Raw genomic sequence first — 17,759 nt, 5'->3', positions numbered from 1 at the left:
ATATTCATCATAGAGCCCATCGATCACCCGGTCATAAATAGTGATTGGACGCCTTATCAAGTTGCTCTTAGCCTGCGCTTCACACCTCCGTTAATGACGGAATATCCATTGGAAGTGCGACCCGAATCGCCAAGCGAGGCTGTCATGTCAGAGCGAGTCTTGATCGATGGGTTCTCCCGGCGTGTGGACTATCTGCGGATGTCTGTCACCGATCGTTGTGATTTCCGTTGCGTGTACTGCATGGCTGAAGACATGCAGTTTCTGCCACGCCAACGGATCCTGACCCTGGAAGAAATCTACGAAGTCGCCGAAAGCTTCGTGGCGCTGGGAACGCGCAAAATTCGCCTGACCGGTGGCGAACCGCTGATTCGTCCGGGCGTGGTGCAGCTCTGCCAACGGATCGCCGCCCTGCCCGGCCTGCGCGAATTGTGCATGACCACCAACGGTTCGCAGTTGAGCAAACTGGCACAGCCGTTGTTCGACGCCGGGGTCAAACGCCTCAATATCAGCCTCGACTGCCTGGACCCGCAGCGCTTTCGCGAGCTGACGCGTACTGGCGACCTGGCGCAGGTCATCAAAGGCATCGACGCCGCCAACGCAGCCGGGTTTCGCAACACCAAGCTCAACTGTGTGGTCATGAAGGGTCGCAACGATCACGAGATCAACGACCTGGTGAGCTTCGCCATCGACCGCCAGCTCGACATTTCATTCATCGAAGAAATGCCCTTGGGCACCATCCATGAGCACAGCCGCGCGGAATCGTTTTATTCCAGCGCCCAGGTCCGTGAACGGATTGCCGAGCGCTACACGTTGATTGACTCCGCCGAGTCGACCCAAGGCCCGTCACGCTACTGGCGCCTGGCCGAGGCGCCGCAGATTCGCCTGGGGTTCATTTCCCCCCACAGTCACAACTTCTGCGGCACCTGCAATCGGGTGCGCCTGACGGTGGAAGGTCGCCTGCTGCTGTGCCTGGGCAACGAGCATTCCGTCGACCTCAAGGCGGTATTGCGCAGCCATCCCGGCCAGCCCGAGCGCCTGGAGAACGCTATTATCGAAGCGATGAAGCTCAAGCCTTATCGGCACAACTTCGAAGTGAACGATGATGTCCAGGTGGTTCGCTTCATGAACATGACGGGCGGCTGAAACCCATGATCGTTAGACCCAAACCCAATCTGATCGGTGTCCTGACTTCACTCAAGGGTTCGATCGCCAAACGCATTGCCTGGCGCAGTCTGATGGTGACCGTGCTCGCCTCGGCCATCGTGCTGATCGAAACCCTGCACCCCAGTTATTTCTCCAAGGTCAGCGCAACACCGTTCACCTTGCTGGGCCTGTCGTTGTCGATCTTCATGAGCTTTCGTAACAACGCCTGCTATGACCGCTGGTATGAAGCGCGCAAGGCGTGGGGCGATGTGATTGTGGAAATCCGTTCGATGATTCGCGAAACCCAGGTCATCAAGGACTCCAGTGAACGACACAGAATCCTCAGCAACCTGTGCGGCTTCGCCCATGCGCTCAACGCGAAACTGCGTTTGGAGAACGAACTGGCCGCCAGTGGCGACTGGCTCGACCCGCTGCCCGGGGATAATGGTGCCGACCTGTGCGGGCAAATTTTGCTGCAGGCCGGTCAACAGTGTTCGGCGCTCAGCGAATCGAGCGCGATCAGTGAATGGCGCTACACGATCATGGCCAACCATTTGACGCGGCTGACCCAGGCCCAGGCAATTTGCGAACGGATCAAACAGACGCCACTGCCGTTTCCCTACACCCTGTTGCTGCACCGGACCATTTACCTCTTCTGCATCTTGCTGCCCTTTGCCATGGCCGAACCGTTGGGCTGGCTGACACCGATTTTCACGGCCATTGTCAGCTACACGTTTTTCGGTCTGGATGCGATTGGCGATGAGCTGGAAGACCCGTTCGGTCGCGACGAAAATGACCTGCCCATCGATGCCTTGGTGCGCGTCATCGAACGTGAAGTGCTGTCGGCACTGGGGGCGACGCAGCTGCCTCCGGCACTGGAACCGGTGGACTACGTGTTGGGTTAATCAACCCGGTAACAGCGGGCAAAGCCTGCTGCTACACCCTGCGAGATGACTAGAACAATTCGCTGAAGGGAATGAACCGCACCGGCTCGCCGGCCTTCAGCGTGCAACCCTCGGGAATCTCGGCCAGGCCATCCGCCCAGGACGCGCCCAGCAACACGCCTGAACTCTGGTTCGGATAAAGCACCGCCCGCCCCGCTTGCAGTTTGACGCGCAGGTATTCCCGGCGGCTTCCGGCCTTGGGCCAATCGAATCCGGCGTTCACCGGAAAGCTCAATGGCGTGACGTCTTCGACACTCTGAATCCGCAGCAGATAGGCCCGGGCCAACAGCCCGAACGTCACCAGCGCCGACGTCGGGTTGCCTGGCAGACCGATCACCGGCACTGCACCAAAATGGCCGACGGTCAGCGGCTTGCCCGGCTTGATCGACAGCTTCCAGAGCAACGGCCGGCCGCACTCACGCAGGACTTGTCCGAGGCAGTCGGCATCCCCTGCGGACACGCCGCCGGTGGTCAGGATCAAATCGGCAGCGTGTTGCAGCTGTTCGAGTTTCAGCCGTGTCTGCCGGGGCTGGTCTGGGAGAATTCCGGCTTCGATGACCTCGCAACCCAATGCACTCAACCAATGGCTCAACAAGGTGCGGTTGCTGTTGTAAATGCCGCCGGGATTCAGCGGCATGCCCGGCTCCACCAGTTCATCGCCAGTGGAAAGCAGCGCGACCCGTGGCCGGCGCACGACATCGATGTGCGTCAACCCTTGAGCCGCGGCCACCGCCAGTTCGAATGGTCCCAACCGTGTACCCGCCAGCATTAAAACCTGCCCCGCGCGGTTCTCCTGGCCTTGCGGGCGGATATTCTGACCCGCCGTCAACGGCTGCTTGAAGCGTATCTGCCCGTTCGCCAGAACCTCGACGTTCTCTTGCATCTCAACGCAACTGGCGCCCTCCGGCACCGGCGCACCGGTGAAGATTCGAGCGCAGGTTCCCGGCAGCAAAGCGTCGGGGGCGCGTCCGGCAAAAATCTGTTGCGACACGGTTAACGGTTGCCCGTCCCAGTCGTGGACATTCAACGCATAACCATCCATGGCGCTATTGGGCCACGGTGGCAGGTCAAGGGTCGCGATCAGGTCATTGGCCAGCACCCGTTGACGAGCCGCATTCAACAGGACCGGCTCGCTGTCATGCAGCCGGTGCTCCTCGGCCATCGCCAGCAGTTTGGTGAGGGCTTCTTCCACGGGCATCAGCGCTGACGAACTCATCCTCGCGGCTCGCACGCCTGTACCGGTTTGAGATGCGGCACGAAATTGCACGGTCGGTGACGTGCATCCAGTTGCTCGGCAAGAATGCCCTCCCAAGCGGTTCGACAGGCACCGGTCGACCCCGGGAGGCAGCACACCAGCGTACCGTTGGCCAGCCCGGCCAATGCGCGGCTTTGTACCGTGGACGTGCCGATGTCTAGGATGGAGATCGCCCGGAACAGCTCACCAAAACCGTCAATCTGTTTGTCCAGCAAACACGCCACGGCCTCGGGTGTGCTGTCGCGTCCGGTGAAACCGGTGCCGCCAGTAATCAGCACCACTTGAATGCCTTCATCGGCGATCCAGGTCGCCACCTGCGCGCGGATTTTGTACAGGTCGTCCTTCAACAGATTGCGCTCACTGAGGGTATGGCCCGCTTCCAGCAACCGACTGACGAGCAATTGCCCGGATGTGTCGTTGGCATATTCACGGGTATCGCTAACGGTCAGTACGGCAATGTTCAACGGTACAAATAACGCATCCGATTTCACGCTCATGTGCTTCTCCGACAGTATTAATTAAATAACTGTCAGAGACTAAAGCGCTTTAATAAACACTGTCTAATCACTCTAACCAACCATGTTATCGAGCGCCTCTATCATCAACTAACTTGTATGGTGATAGAGCCCACCAATCACCCCTTAAATATTACTGATTGGACTGAAAACCAGGACAGTGAGATCGTCTGCTCATAACGTTTAATGCCAAGCCTGTGCCCTTCGCACCTACGCTAATACTTACACCCCATTCCTCTCGGCAGGTGCCATCATGGACATCAAACAACTCAAGTTTCTGATTGCACTGGAGCAGACCCGTCACTTCGGGCAAGCCGCCGCGCGTTGCCACATCACCCAGCCGACCCTGTCCATGCGCCTGCGCAATCTGGAGGATGAACTGGATCTGGTGCTGGTCACCCGTGGCCAGCGTTTTGAGGGCTTTACCGAGGCAGGCGAGCGTGTGTTGGCATGGGCCAGAACATTGCTGGCGGCCCATGACGGACTGTTCGCCGAAGCGGCCGCCTGCCGTGGCCAACTGGTCGGCAACCTGCGAATGGGCCTGGTACCACTCAGCAGTTTCAATCCGGTCAGCTACATCAAGGGCCTTTCCCACAGCTTCCCCGAGCTCAAGTTCAGCCTGTCCTCGATGAGCTCGGACCAGATCATCGAAGGCCTGGGCAACAACCAACTGGACCTGGGCGTCTGCTACCTGGATCACGTCAACCCGAATTATTTCGAGTTCTTCGAGATCGGCGAGACCCGCGTCGGCCTGCTCTACGACACGCGTCACTTCCATTTCGAAGGCACCGAAATGAGTTGGGAAGACGCCGCCGAACTGCCGCTGGGCATGATCAGCAACGGCATGCACTACCGCAAATCCATCGACCTGAGTTTCCGCAGTCGCGGGCTCAACCCGCAGCCGATCCTGGAAAGCGACTCGACGTACCAGTTGCTCCAGGCGATTCACGAAGGCTTCTGCTGCTCGATCATGCCGCTGGACAGTGGGCTGGAGGAGCCGATCGAACACCTTGCGTTCATCAATCTGCCGGATGCCAGCGTTCTGGCGCCGCTGGGCTTGGTCATGCGCAAAACCGAACCGCGCTCGGCCATCGCCGAGAAGTGTTTTGCCGAAGCCCGGTTGTTGTTCAACGTCACAAATTGATGTTCATGGACTAGCCGTTAATTCAACTTACGGACGGGATGATCGACGCCACCAATCACTGAATCAGAACAAGCGATTGGACGCACTAATTGAATATCCGTAGTCTGAACTTAAACCAGTGCTGCGGGTTTTATTCATGTTGTACAAAGTTGAACAACCCTGTGAACTAACGGACTTAACCACACCGCCGCCGCAACCGCATTTCGATCAGGCGAGCCTCTCATGACAGAACTTTTAAACACCCCACCCGACCGATTGACACATCTCGACAGCCAAGGTCGCGCACATATGGTCGACGTCAGCGACAAGTCGCTGACCCAACGCGAAGCCAAGGCCCAAGCGTGGGTGCGCATGCGCCCGGAGACCTTGAAGTTGATTCAGACAGATGGGCACCCCAAGGGCGATGTGTTCGCCGTCGCCCGGATCGCCGGCATCATGGCGGCGAAGAAAACCCATGAACTGATTCCGCTCTGCCATGCCTTGATGCTCAGTTCGATTCAAATCGAGCTCAAGGTCTGCGAGCCCGACAGCGTGAAAATCGTCAGCACCTGTCGCCTCGAAGGCCAGACCGGCGTCGAGCTTGAAGCACTGACCGCTGCCAGCGTCGCCGCGCTGACCATCTACGACATGTGCAAAGCCGTAGACCGCGGCATGGTCATTGGCGACATCCGTTTGCTCAGTAAACAGGGTGGCCGGTCAGGGCAATTCAATCTGGAGGACGCGCAATGATTCTCGTCAGTTACTTCGCACGCTATCGCGAGCAGCTGAACCTTGGCGGTGAAAAACTGCCGCTGGATGCCTCGCTCAACACAGTCGATGACATCCGCCAACGGCTGATCGCGCGCGGCGGTGTCTGGGCGGACATTTTCAGTGAGAGCAACCTGATGTGTGCGGTGAACCAGGATTTGTGCCGACTGGATCAGGCCGTCGAAGACTTTGACGAGATCGCGTTTTTTCCGCCAGTCACTGGCGGCTGAGTGGCGTCGTTTTCAGTCCTGCGCCTGAATCACTTCGATGCCCAGTTTTCGATAATCACCGACATCGCCCGACGCCACATGACGCTCGGTGATCAGCGTATGAATGCGACTGCAGGGCGCGACCACGAACGGTTCCACCGCGCCCAGCTTGTCCGCCGTGGTGACGGCGATCACTTGCGAAGCACTGTCAATCAGCGCCTGTTTCACCGGCACCTCGTCGAAATGCAATGAGCTGATGCCGACTTCCGGATGGATCGCACAGACCCCGGTGAACAGCACGTCGGCCTTGATGCCCTGCAGCAAGCGCACTGCCTCGTGACCGCTGACCGACATCGTCGCCAGGTTGAGTTGCCCACCCGCCAGAATCACTTTGATGCCTGGGTATTCGGCAAGGGTAATCGCGGTCATCGGCGAGGTCGTGATCGCCGTGATGGAAATATCCGCCGGCAACGAACGCGCGATCTGCAGCGTGGTGGTGCCGGAATCGAACATCACGATCTGGCCATTTTCCACCCGGTTTGCGGCGAGCTGTGCCAGGCGGATTTTCACCTCGTCGGTTTCGCTGACGCGGGTGAAGTAATCCTTGCCCGTGTCCTTGGGACGAGGCAGCGCCCCGCCATGCACGCGCTGCACCAGGCCGGCCGTGGCCAATTCCGACAGGTCGCGGCGGATGGTGTCTTCGGAGACTGCGAAATGCTGGCTCAACTCGGAGGCCATGACCTTGCCGTCACGCTCGAGGATCAGGAGGATTTTTTGCCGGCGCAATTGAGGAAGCTCGGCCGTCGAATGATCGTGCATGTTTGCGCCTGAATTTGCGGGTTTGTGCGAGATTAGCCAAACCCAGGGTCAAACACAATCGGCGCGGCGGTGAGCAACTGTCAGTTGCTCGCGACTTGAGCCACAGAGCCCGACGTTACCAGTGCCTTCAGCGAGGCATCGAACTGCTTCAGGGCATTCACTTGCAGCTCGGTCTGCTGGTCGATTTGCGCAGCGATTTCCGGCGCTGCCTTGCCATGCACCCACACCGACGGCATTTGTTGCGCACGTGAACCTTCGGCCTTGCCGATGTATTGCAGGTTCGCGTCGTAGAATTTCGCCATGAACCGCGCTTCAACCTGGTTGTTGCGCTTCGATACCAGCCGGCTGTAGGTGTCCAGCATCACCACCACGTCCGGGTGCGCCTGCACCAGTGCATCGAGGTTGTCGTAGACGGTCACCGAGGCAAATTGTTTGTGCAACGAATCCATCAGCCAGTTGATTGCCAGTTTCGGGTCGGAGCTTTTCACGAAGGCGTTGCTGATGCGTGAATCCAGCCCCGGGTTCTTCGCGCCGTTCAGTGCCACCGAGTGGTATTGCTCAAGGTATTCGAGGGTGCTGATGGTGTTTTCGCTGTAGAGCACGCCTACCGATTGGGCAGGCTTCAGGGCGGCGGCGCTGTCGGCGACCGGCAGGAAGTGGCAGGTTTGTTCAGCGGCGTAGGCGGATGCGGTGGCGGCAGCGCTGCCGGTCAATACGGCGACAAGGGCCAGCAAGGTAGATATTCTCATCGCGCGGGTTCCTTCGGAGGCGAGTTCGGTATGTGGGTATCCTCCTCCGATGGTGGGAAAACAGAACTTGCGTTTATTGATGGTGGTTATTGATTAAACGAATGGTTGCGCATGCCCCTCATGATGCGTCCCGACGCAAAAGTCGAAAAAATCTGGCTCTGGCCCAAGCCCTTCGTAAAAACCGATGCGAGCCCCGAGACCACTGCTCACTCAAATCCCGGATTTACTTGCCCAAACAGAGGCTGGGTGCTTAAGTTGATGTAATGACGATTCTGCCGGAGGCTGACTCCCTGCTCCCTCGTCTCAAACGATTCATTTGTTCTATGAATTCAAGGACAGAAAGACATGAGGAAAAGAGCCTATTTCCTAAATACAACTGTTCTTCTCGCTGTTTCTCTTTTTCTTGTACCGAAAATTATTTTGATAGATTTTTTTTCCAATAGATGGATTGATACTGGGGCGTCCAGTATTTTTTTGTTCTTACTACAAGACCTGATCCTTTCAGCGATTTTATACCTGACAATAACTACCGTATTAAGCAAGAATAAATACTATTTTTACTTGCTGAGTGTTTCCTCGGGGGTTATTTTGCTATGCCTTTTATTAGACATGAGGGTTAGAGAACTATGGCTCAAACCTTTGGATTTTTCATTAATAAGTTACAGCCTGCAAAATGCAAGAAACTTAGCCTCTGGGATAGAAATATTTTTCAACCAGATCTCTGGATTTGGATTAACTTTTCGATTCATTGCATTTGTCCTCTTCCTTGCATACTTCATGACTTGGCTGCTCGTTGGATTTGCCACCTATAAAACACACATACGCCAAAGAACAAACAAGGAAGAAAAAAGCAAACACAGGACAGCATTTACATTACTTATTTCAATTATGTTTTTATGGTCAATTTATACGAAAGACGCTCGCTATGACTTGAATGCAAATATTTTTACAAACCCTTTGATTGCTACTTTTAAAAGCATCATCTCTTTAAACTCCACTCAAGCCAAGACCTTACCGGAATTCGAACAGCCCGCTTACCCTTTATCAACAATCAACGACATTCCAAAGCTTGACTCCCAGCCCACTCCAGACTTCAAGAACCTGGTAGTTATTGTTCTGGAATCGGTTCGATGGAACAGTGTTTTTGGTGCCGGTGTAAACACCGGTGAAAAATACCCAGTATTTGCAAAACTTTCTCAGGAAGGCATGCTTTCTAAATCGTACGTGTCAATTCCTCATTCATCCAAAGGCTATTATTCAATACTTACCGGATTGCATGCATACCCGGATATCGAAATAAAAGAGGCGATGCTCTTATATCAACCCAGCATAATTCATGAATTAATAAAGAAAAGAAATATGGAAGCAGTTGCATTCAGTTCATTATTTTTACAATTTGAAAACATGGATGGTTTCTTAAAATCTGTAGGCGTACCGAACGCGTATGCAGTTTCTGATATCAGCCCAGTTAAAAATCACCACCAAAGCAGCTTCGGAGAAAGTGATGAACATCTATTCTCGTCAAGTGTTTCGCACCTGAAAGATATCACCAACAAGGGCAAAGGGTTCATTGCGCTGTACTTTCCATTCGCAGCACATTACCCATACAACTGCAATCCCCATTCAACCTCACAAACAACGATAGCAAAATACGAAGAATGCATTATGAAAACAGACACCCTGATAGGTGAAATGCTGGATAAATTCGGCAAGTCAGGCATCTTGGACTCAACGTTATTTGTGTTTGTTGGAGACCATGGAGAATCTTTTGGGGAGCACGGGCTGTTTATTCACAATTCTTCCATGCACGAAGAGGAAGTTACTGTGCCTTTGATATTCTGGGCGAATGGCAAGGTATTACCCCGGAACACATCAACAACAAGTCACCAGACTGACGTCACACCTACAATTGCTGATTTTTTTGGAATAACTGATTCTTCTCTCAATATACAAGGCGTTAGTTTATTGAGAAAGCAAGATAAACGAGTGTTTTTTATGTCTACCTTTTTTGACGAATTGTCATCAGCACTCGTTGAACACCCCCACAAATACATCTATGAATACAGTGCAGACACCATTGCAAAATACAACATCGAAGACGACCCACAAGAAAGAACACCTCAAACTGTTCTTGGCAATGAGTTCAACACCATTAAAAACCGATTACTTTCTTATAACTTGTACCAAAAAGCCCTTTTCTCGAAGAAATCTGAACAACCTGAATGATTTTAATCATCGTTGCTTTGCAAATTAACCGGCACCTGAATCCATGGAATATCGGGCTCCAGGCGCTTTAGCCGGAGCCCCTCTCATCCCAATCCTGATTCAGGCCACCCGCTCGACCGTATCCGCACTGGTTTTCTTCTTCCCCCTGTTCCAGCGCATCAAGACAACCCGAACCACCTTGTTCCAGACATAGGCAACCCCGACGCCACCGACAAGGGCGATGACGACCGACAACGCCGGCAGATCAACAATATGACGGGCCAGGGACTGAAACTGAAAATGAGTCAAATAGATATACAGCGTTGACGAGGCAATTAACGCAAGCCCTCGCGCAATGAGGCCTGGCACCGGAATGGATTTGACCCAGATGACCACGAGAACCGCAGGCAAGGCGATATCGACATAGCCGCGTATGTCCAGCTGGTGCGGTCCATAGATGACCAGAAGATCCTGACCGCCCAGCACAATGACGGTCACTGCACTGACGACCCATTTCTGGACACTTGAGTTGGCATAATGAATGGCCATCCCGAGCACCATGATCGCCAGATAGTGTTGCGGCACTCGGTCATAGAGTGCCGTAGCATCAAACAGATAGGCATTAATCAGGATATCCGCCACGGCCAGTACGCAGGTTGCAATAACCAGATTTCGAAACGGATTTGACATGACCGTTTTTCTGACGCGCTCGAACGACAACGCGAACCCAATGATCAGGATCATTTGCAGAAGAACTTCGATGTACCAATAGGTAAAGGTGCCTACGACACTTTCTGGAAACCAGTTCGAAACAAGCAACACCGTTTGCCAGTGAACCCTGTCGAAGACGATTTGAACCAATATGACGTACAGAATTGTGGGTGCGGCGATACTGACAATCGACTTCACAAGCGTACGTGCGTTACCACGCTCATTGATTGCTTGCAGTTGAAACCTTGCCAGGCTGATCCCGGACACGATAAACAACACCTTCGTTTCGCCTGCAATCAGCCATTTGGAAAAGAGATCCATATGCCCGATCACAATCAGCAAAATGGACATGACGCGCAGAAGAACAGGAACTTCCATTGCCCGAAGTGAAAACCGGGAAGGCCGGATTTTATGGCTCAGCTCACACAATTGGCGTACCGGTATCATTTCCCACTGATCCGGGAGATGGCCAATCAGCGATTCAAGTGCCATGGATGCTTGTACAAACGAGAGTGAATCCCCTCCCAACTCGACGAACGACAAATTTGCATCAATACGCGGGATTTCGAGTATTTCCGACCATGCGGCCACCAGCAGGAGCGCCAGCGGTGACAAGTCCTGGCTCGAACTCATCGGCGCCTCCTTATCAATCGAGGGCAGCGCGCGCCGGTCAATCTTTCCGTTCGGCGTGAGTGGAATGGCATCCAGGAAGACAAACAACGCCGGGACCATATAGTCGGGGAGTTCCTTGCCGACATGGTCACGCAATTCACTCGATGAAACCGGCGTTGTCACGACGCAGTAGGCAACCAGCCTGGCGAGCGACGTGGCATGGTTGGCGAGCACAACGCACTGCTTGATTCGGGGATGCCGTGACAGTGCGCCTTCGACTTCAGTCAGTTCGATTCGATGGCCACGAATCTTGACCTGACTATCACCCCGCCCCAAAAAGCTGACGCTGCCATCGACAAGATAAGTGCCAAGGTCACCGGTTCTATAACAAATATCGTGCTCGGCATTCGTAAACGGGTTCACCACAAACTTTTCTCTGGTTTGCAATGTGTCATTCCAGTAACCCAACGACAAATAAGGGCTGCGTATCAGTATTTCTCCGGCCTCCCCTTCACTGACCAGCTGGTTTGACTTATTCACGACCAGCAGTTGTGCGCCTTCAATCCCCTTGCCCAACGGGATTTTTGCATTATCGGCTTCAGGATCGAGAGGATGGTACGCCATGGCCTGTGGCGTTTCCGTCGTGCCGTAGAAGTTCACGCTCACGGCATTTGGCGCAACGACGCGTATTTGTTTGTACAGCGTATTACTCAATGCTTCTCCGCCCCAGAACAGATATCGCAGGGCGCCTAATTCAAGTTGGCGAGGTTTGGCTCCTGTTTCAATGAGTTTCCCCAGCGGAGGTGTCAGATGAATAATGGATATTGCGTTCTCTTGTATCCACGCAGCCAGAGCAAAGGGGTCTATGACGATTGACTGGGCCGGAATAACAACTTTCGCGCCAATGGAGAGCGGCGTAAATACATCACGGTATACCGGGTCGTGCCCCAGACCGGACAGCAAGGAAAAGCGATCGTCTTGCGATAACGAATGGCACTGTGTATGCCATTCAATGAAGTGAACCAGAGGCGCGTGATGGGTCACAATCCCTTTCGGCTCACCCGTACTGCCGGAGGTAAAGGTGACGTAGGCCGGATTGGCCGGGTCGACTTCAGGCAAGCTCGTTTGATCACAGGCGAACGCCTGCAGTGCATCGGCGGGACGTTCCGGTATTTGAACGACCCGCGGATTTGACGCAAGGCGTTCAATCTCGAGTTCGACAGGCGCCTCGCCGCACACCAGTACAAAGGAAGGCTCAAGCGTCCGAATGATTTGCCCTATACGCGCTGGCGGGTAGGCGACGTCAGCCACCGTGAACATCAACCCGGCACGCGATGCTCCGAGCATTGCATAGACCAATCCCGCACAACGACTCGAAACAATAACAACCCGGTCGGATTGTTTAGCACCCTCTCTGATCAGGGAAGACGCAATGCGCCGGCTTATCGCTTCAAGTTGTCGATAGTTGCACGTCGCGTCTTGAGCGATGACGGCGATGGCATCAGGCGAACGCTTCGCCTGATGCAGGAAGTCCAGGAATATCGGGCGTTCGGCAGAGTACTTCAGACTGAGCGTTGGGTCTGGGCGAAGATCGTGCATTTATCCGTATGCTCCGCTTCATCTATACGAGGTGACTTCGTGCCCCGAAAATCCTGTAACAGATAGCGCGGAATATCGGTGGCCGAGCAAAAACATGCAGCGTAGTTCCAGTTCGCGACGACTGCATGAACGTTAGTGCAGAGTGGCCGATGGTGCCGATAATTTTGAAGTGGAGCGATGTCTGGCGGACACAATAACCTGCACTGGCGCCCCCTTCAACGAGTCCGACATGCCTTCATGAATCGCGTGGCAAACCGTCTTTCACAACGAGCTTCCTTAACCCTGTCTGTCGTTGACCGGCGCATGGAGCGCCATCACCTCGACGACCCAATCGATGAACACGCGCAGCTTGAGGCTGATATGCCGGTTCGGCGGAAAGGCCACGTAAAGCGGCATCGTATCGAGCTGCCAGTCTTCGAACAGCGGGACTAACTCGCCACTCGCCTCAAAGGTCTTGGACATGTACTTCGGCAACCAGAGTACACCCAGCCCGGCCAGCCCGGCCGCGAGGTAGGCGTTGCCATCGTCGACAGCCAAAATGTAGCGACCTTTGATCTGCAAGCGCTCACTGTGGTTGTGCATCGCATAGGGCAACGGTTTGCCGGTGCGCGCCCACAGGAAACCGACGATTCGATGATCCGACTCTTCCAGCTCTCGCGGATGCGAGGGCGTGCCGACCCGGGCCAGGTAGCTCGGCGCTGCAAAAACCCCGAGCGGCAGATCAGCGACGCGCCGGGCCATCAGCGACTGATCCGTGAGTTCACCACCGCGCACCACGCAATCGACGTTCTCGTCGATTATGTCGACGATGCGATCGCTGACGCCCATGTCGATCTGGATATCCGGGTATCGCGCGTAAAATCCGGGCAAGGCCGGCATCAGAATCATGCTCGCCAACGGGCTCGGCACATCGACGCGCAACCGGCCCCGGGGCAATGCCGAAGCGCTGGACAGACTGGTTTCAGCGTCGTCGATGTCGGCCAGCAGTTTGATCACCCGCTCGTAATACACGGCCCCATCGGCAGTGACGTTGACTTTGCGCGTCGTGCGGTTGAGCAACTTGACGCGCAGCCGCGCCTCCAGTTGCTGCACCAGTTGGGTCACGGTGGTCTTGCTCATGTGCAGCGTGTCGGCTGCCTTGGTGAAGCTGCCCGCCTCCACCACGCGCGCGAACGCTTGCATCGCATCAAAACGGTCCATCGTCGCCCCCTTCATCGATCAGATTGTTTGGATTTCCCAAACAGTGATCACCAAGGTTGCTCGTTTATCGCCCGTGCGCAAGCCCTTACAGTCCCATCAACGTTAGTTTCGGGTCAGCTTCGGCCCCTTGATGGAGGTATTTATGACAACCCGCGATGTGGTTTTTCCGAGCGGACGCCAAGCCCTTTATGAGCGCAATCGCTACTCGCCGGCGATTCGCTCCAATGGTTTTCTGTTTGTGTCCGGGCAAGTGGGCAGCAAGGAAGATGGATCGCCCGAGCCCGACCTGGAGAATCAGGTCCGGCTCGCCTTCAACAACCTGAACGCGATCCTGGACGCGGCCGGTTGCACCTTTGACGACGTGATCGATGTCACCGTCTTCATTGTCGATCCCGAATCGACGTTCGAAACGATCTGGAAGATCGTGCCGGAGTTCTGGGGCAACGCGCCGCACCCGACGCTGACCGGGATCGGCGTCACGTGGCTGTATGGTTTCCAGTTCGAGATCAAGGTGATCGCCCGGCTTCCAGAAACCGCCCAGGGATGAACGAACGTTGTTCAGGGTGAGTGGCCTGCTTCTAACGAGCTTCCTCGAAGAGGCCTACCAACTCATTGAACGCAAACGTGTCCAGCGGCCGGCTCAGGAAATAGCCTTGGCCTTCATCGCACGACACCGATTTCAGCAACTTCAGGTGATCGGCCGTTTCAATGCCCTCAGCCGTGACGGTCAGCGATAACGCTCGCCCCAGGCCGACGATAGCCCGGATGATCGCCTTGTCATCCTCGCTATCGGCCAGCCTGTTCAAGAAGCTGCGGTCAATCTTCAGGCCGTCGAACGGGAATGCGCGCAGGTAGCTCAACGAGGAATATCCCGTTCCAAAGTCGTCCATTGATATGCGCACACCGAGACGTTTGAGCGTGCGCATTATTTCAAGCGCCCCGGCGGCGTCTTCGAGCATGACGCTTTCGGTAATTTCCAGCTCTACCCGGCCAGGGTCGATTCCAGAGCTGGCGAGTGTTTTCTGAACGCGCTCGACCAGATTGCCTTGTTTGAACTCGCTCGGTGAAAGGTTGACGGATACGAACAAGCGTTCCGGCCACCGCGCAGCGTAGCTGCAGGCGGTATCAAGCACCCAGTTGCTGAGGGAAAGAATCAGCCCGGATTCCTCGGCGATCGGAATGAACGTGTCGGGGGGGATCAGGCCGCGCTCGGGATGTTGCCATCGGACCAGCGCTTCGGCACCCACCATTTGACCGTCAGCGATACGATAGCGTGGCTGGAAATGCAGCCGCAGTTCTCCATGCTTGATCGCGAAGCGCAGGTCGCTTTCCAGACGACGGCGCTCGATGATTTTGGCGTTCATGTCGCCGGCATAAAAGCGCCAGGTATTACGACCGGCGGCCTTGGCCTCGTACAGGGCAATATCGGCATAGCGCAGCAGTTCGGTCGCCTCGCAGGCGTCATGGGGCGCCATCGCAATGCCAAGACTGGCGCTGACGAACACTTCCTGCTCATCGATCGCTATCGGCTGCTCGATGGACTCGATCAAACGGCGACAGAGCGTCTCGACTTCTTCCTGGGAACTGACGTCGGTCAGGATCAATACAAACTCGTCCCCGCCGACCCGGGCAACAAGGTCGCCGTGGCGCACGCAGTCAGCCAGGCGATTCGACACTTCATTAAGGACCCGATCACCGGCGGCATGCCCGAGCAAGTCATTCACCGGTTTGAAACGATCCAGGTCCAGACTGAGCATCACCAGCGGCTGGTCCAACGTCGGCACGGCCTTGAGTTTACCGTCGAGAAACTCCTGAAGACGGGTTCTGTTCGGTAGCCCGGTCAGGGCGTCATGCTGCGAGAGGAATTCGATACGCCGACGGGCTTCGACTTCCTCTGTCACATCCGTCGCCGTCCCCCGAAACCCTCCACCCTCCATTTTTCGCGCCGACAGACGAGTGATTCGTTCCTGCCCCTCGGTATCGATGTATCGACACTGAATGCTGATATCCGGACGACGGCTCGGGATACTGAGCCACTGAGACAGCGTGCCCAGTTCGGTGCTCAGCAGATCATTTATCACCGCACCAATCCAGACGTCCCTGGAGAGCCCCGTCACGTGTTCGAAACGCTCTGACAAATAGGTGAAATGCCACTCGGCATCGATTTCCCATACCCAGTCCGAACTGGCTTCAACGACGTCGCGAAAGCGTGCTTCGCTGGTGGCAAGGGCATCCTGGCTGCTTTGCAGTGACGCGAAGCTAGCGTCCAGAGCCCGCGCACCCACCGTCGTGCGACGCAAAATGACCCACGTCATCAGGCACACCAACAACGCGGCAACGCCGATCAATGGCAACCCGATCCCCAATAACCGAAGGCCCGGCCTTTGCGGACTCCACCGCAGGTTGCCGGCCGCACCGTCATCGCCCAGTGGAAAGAGCGATGCAGTGCCCGCTTCGTCGGGCGTGGCGAGGTGCAGACGATCGATCCCGAAATCGTCGCCGATCCGCAGCAGCTTGGCGCTGTTCAACACATCGACAAAAATCAGCACCGACGGCGGCCTGTCATCAGGCACCACTGTCGGATCAGTGCCCGGCGTAATGGCTGCTGCCGCGACGAGGGCCGGCACTCCCCCGACATTGATGAAGGCTGTCGTCGGCGTTTCGGTTTCCGCGCCTGCACGCGCCTTGTCAAGAATCCCGGCAATGGGCTGCTTGAGCCATTCGGTGACTTCCACGGATTTCAGCTCACCCTTGACCACAGAGTAAACGGTGCGATCGACGTCGTTGACGACAAACAGCCCCTGGAAACCGAAATCCGTGTACAGCGTTGGTCCGATGTTCTGTCGTACGAAGGCCCAGTCAGTGTCCACTTCGGTATGCAGGTGCTTGTAGGCGTCGCCCCAGAAGGCGTAATCCTTGACGGTTGAGCGCAGCGACTTCTCCAGCGACTGGAGGGCCTTCTTCGTATAAAACGCGCTTTCCGCCTCCTCCGCCCGGTCCAAATCCTGTGCAAGGTAAACGAGTGAATAGCTGGCAAGTAAAAACACGGCGGCCAATAGACCCACAAACTTGAACAGCGAGGCGCGAGCCAGTACCACGCTCGAGGGACGGGAGGAAGAAGAGTGACTGGAGGCAAAACTGTTCGGCATAGATTCCCGCTGGTCGATGACGTAAGTCCGTTGCATACCCTGCTATCGGCTGCGTTGGCAGAACGATGAGCAGCGGCATCCATGAAGGGCCGTTTACTATTAAAGCCTATGGTTCCGCGCCCGGCACGATCCAACTATGAACAGATGTCACCGGGGCATGATCCGGGGCCCGCGCCGCACAGCATTTGCAGCACCCACCGTTACTGGTTCAGCGTTAATATCTGCCCGGTCCGGTTCACATTCTTGAGGATGATCCAGCTATGTCCACGCTCGACATTTCCCTGCAAGACACCGCCGCGCCCGACGGCGTTTGTTACGGCTGCGGCGGCAGCAATCCGCACGGTCTGCACATCAAGAGCTTCTGGCATGAGGACGGCGAGCATGTCATCGCCGAGCACCTGCCGGAAGCCAGGTATTGTGGTTGGCCGGATCTGGTTTACGGTGGCTTGATCGCAATGCTGGTCGACTGCCATTCCAACTGGACGGCGATGGCCTATCACTACCGGATGGAAAACCGCGAAGTCGCCAGCCTCCCGCGCATCAACTGCGTCACCGGCAACCTGGGCATCAAGTTCATCAAGCCGACGCCGATGGGCGTGCCGCTGACCCTGCGGGCAAAAGTGGAAGGTGAAGTCGGACGCAAAACCCGCGTCATCTGCGAGGTCTACGCGGGGGACGTGCTCACGGCGGTTGGGGATTCCGTTTTCGTGCGCGTCGATACCGGGCAACTGGCGGCGGTTGCTCATGGTCGGTAGGTT

The 17,759-nt window shown here is 55.7% G+C and carries 15 protein-coding genes; 8 read left to right on the top strand and 7 right to left on the bottom strand.

All coding sequences use genetic code 11. The features are described 5' to 3' along the window. Positions 1-144: 144 nt before the first annotated feature. A complete protein-coding gene (moaA, locus tag J2Y86_RS01275; protein WP_253427514.1) occupies positions 145-1,143 on the top strand; it encodes a GTP 3',8-cyclase MoaA in 999 nt (332 codons plus the stop codon). Between the two features lie 5 nt (positions 1,144-1,148). Beyond that, positions 1,149-2,048: a bestrophin family protein gene (locus J2Y86_RS01270; RefSeq protein ID WP_253427512.1), complete on the top strand. Its 900-nt coding sequence runs from the start codon at positions 1,149-1,151 to the stop codon at positions 2,046-2,048. A gap of 49 nt (positions 2,049-2,097) precedes the next feature. On the opposite strand, the gene J2Y86_RS01265 is transcribed toward J2Y86_RS01270, so the two are convergent. Both J2Y86_RS01265 and moaB read right to left on the bottom strand, forming a co-directional pair. Then, positions 2,098-3,303 (bottom strand): molybdopterin molybdotransferase MoeA, encoded by a 1,206-nt coding sequence (locus J2Y86_RS01265; RefSeq protein ID WP_253427510.1) that lies wholly within the window; start codon positions 3,301-3,303, stop codon positions 2,098-2,100. Further along, complete coding sequence (gene moaB, locus J2Y86_RS01260) at positions 3,300-3,839, bottom strand: molybdenum cofactor biosynthesis protein B (protein ID WP_253427508.1); 540 nt, start codon at positions 3,837-3,839, stop codon at positions 3,300-3,302. The genes J2Y86_RS01265 and moaB overlap by 4 nt, the downstream gene beginning before the upstream one ends. 271 nt (positions 3,840-4,110) lie before the next feature. Here moaB and J2Y86_RS01255 point away from each other — a divergent pair, with 271 nt between their 5' ends. The 3 genes from J2Y86_RS01255 (at position 4,111) to moaD (ending at position 5,978) form a co-directional block, all read left to right on the top strand. Beyond that, positions 4,111-5,001 (top strand): LysR family transcriptional regulator, encoded by an 891-nt coding sequence (locus J2Y86_RS01255; protein ID WP_253427506.1) that lies wholly within the window; start codon positions 4,111-4,113, stop codon positions 4,999-5,001. Positions 5,002-5,223: 222 nt separating this feature from the next. Further along, a complete protein-coding gene (moaC, locus tag J2Y86_RS01250; RefSeq protein ID WP_253427504.1) occupies positions 5,224-5,730 on the top strand; it encodes a cyclic pyranopterin monophosphate synthase MoaC in 507 nt (168 codons plus the stop codon). Then, positions 5,727-5,978 carry a molybdopterin converting factor subunit 1 gene (gene moaD / locus J2Y86_RS01245; RefSeq protein WP_253427502.1) on the top strand — a complete coding sequence of 84 codons (252 nt, stop codon included), beginning with the start codon at positions 5,727-5,729 and terminating at the stop codon, positions 5,976-5,978. Before moaC ends, moaD begins: the two co-directional genes overlap by 4 nt. 12 nt (positions 5,979-5,990) lie before the next feature. On the opposite strand, the gene J2Y86_RS01240 is transcribed toward moaD, so the two are convergent. Both J2Y86_RS01240 and J2Y86_RS01235 read right to left on the bottom strand, forming a co-directional pair. Next, complete coding sequence (locus J2Y86_RS01240) at positions 5,991-6,776, bottom strand: DeoR/GlpR family DNA-binding transcription regulator (protein ID WP_253427500.1); 786 nt, start codon at positions 6,774-6,776, stop codon at positions 5,991-5,993. Between the two features lie 80 nt (positions 6,777-6,856). Further along, the gene (locus J2Y86_RS01235; RefSeq protein WP_253427498.1) at positions 6,857-7,525 is read right to left on the bottom strand and encodes an ATPase; all 669 of its coding nucleotides are present in this window, start codon (positions 7,523-7,525) and stop codon (positions 6,857-6,859) included. A 345-nt stretch (positions 7,526-7,870) separates the two neighbouring features. Here J2Y86_RS01235 and J2Y86_RS01230 point away from each other — a divergent pair, with 345 nt between their 5' ends. Further along, a complete protein-coding gene (locus J2Y86_RS01230) occupies positions 7,871-9,751 on the top strand; it encodes an LTA synthase family protein (protein ID WP_253427496.1) in 1,881 nt (626 codons plus the stop codon). 99 nt (positions 9,752-9,850) lie between these two features. Here J2Y86_RS01230 and J2Y86_RS01225 read toward each other — a convergent pair whose 3' ends face one another. Beyond that, the gene (locus J2Y86_RS01225; protein ID WP_253427494.1) at positions 9,851-12,652 is read right to left on the bottom strand and encodes an amino acid adenylation domain-containing protein; all 2,802 of its coding nucleotides are present in this window, start codon (positions 12,650-12,652) and stop codon (positions 9,851-9,853) included. Between the two features lie 276 nt (positions 12,653-12,928). Continuing rightward, entirely contained in the window at positions 12,929-13,852 is a 924-nt protein-coding gene (locus J2Y86_RS01220) for a LysR family transcriptional regulator (RefSeq protein WP_253427492.1), read from the bottom strand. A gap of 142 nt (positions 13,853-13,994) precedes the next feature. Between J2Y86_RS01220 and J2Y86_RS01215 the strand changes: the two genes are divergently transcribed. After that, positions 13,995-14,399 carry a RidA family protein gene (locus J2Y86_RS01215; protein ID WP_253427490.1) on the top strand — a complete coding sequence of 135 codons (405 nt, stop codon included), beginning with the start codon at positions 13,995-13,997 and terminating at the stop codon, positions 14,397-14,399. Between the two features lie 31 nt (positions 14,400-14,430). Here J2Y86_RS01215 and J2Y86_RS01210 read toward each other — a convergent pair whose 3' ends face one another. Continuing rightward, positions 14,431-17,001 carry a bifunctional diguanylate cyclase/phosphodiesterase gene (locus J2Y86_RS01210; protein ID WP_253440062.1) on the bottom strand — a complete coding sequence of 857 codons (2,571 nt, stop codon included), beginning with the start codon at positions 16,999-17,001 and terminating at the stop codon, positions 14,431-14,433. Positions 17,002-17,261: 260 nt separating this feature from the next. On the opposite strand from J2Y86_RS01210, the gene J2Y86_RS01205 reads away from it, so the two are divergent. Further along, positions 17,262-17,756: a PaaI family thioesterase gene (locus tag J2Y86_RS01205; protein ID WP_253427488.1), complete on the top strand. Its 495-nt coding sequence runs from the start codon at positions 17,262-17,264 to the stop codon at positions 17,754-17,756. Positions 17,757-17,759 lie beyond the last annotated feature (3 nt).

Origin of the sequence: Pseudomonas migulae, assembly GCF_024169315.1 — a bacterium.
In the GTDB taxonomy this organism is placed as follows: Bacteria; Pseudomonadota; Gammaproteobacteria; order Pseudomonadales; family Pseudomonadaceae; genus Aquipseudomonas; species Aquipseudomonas migulae_B.
Note: the sequence above shows the minus strand (reverse complement) of the source record. Positions and strands in the feature narration are given on the sequence as shown.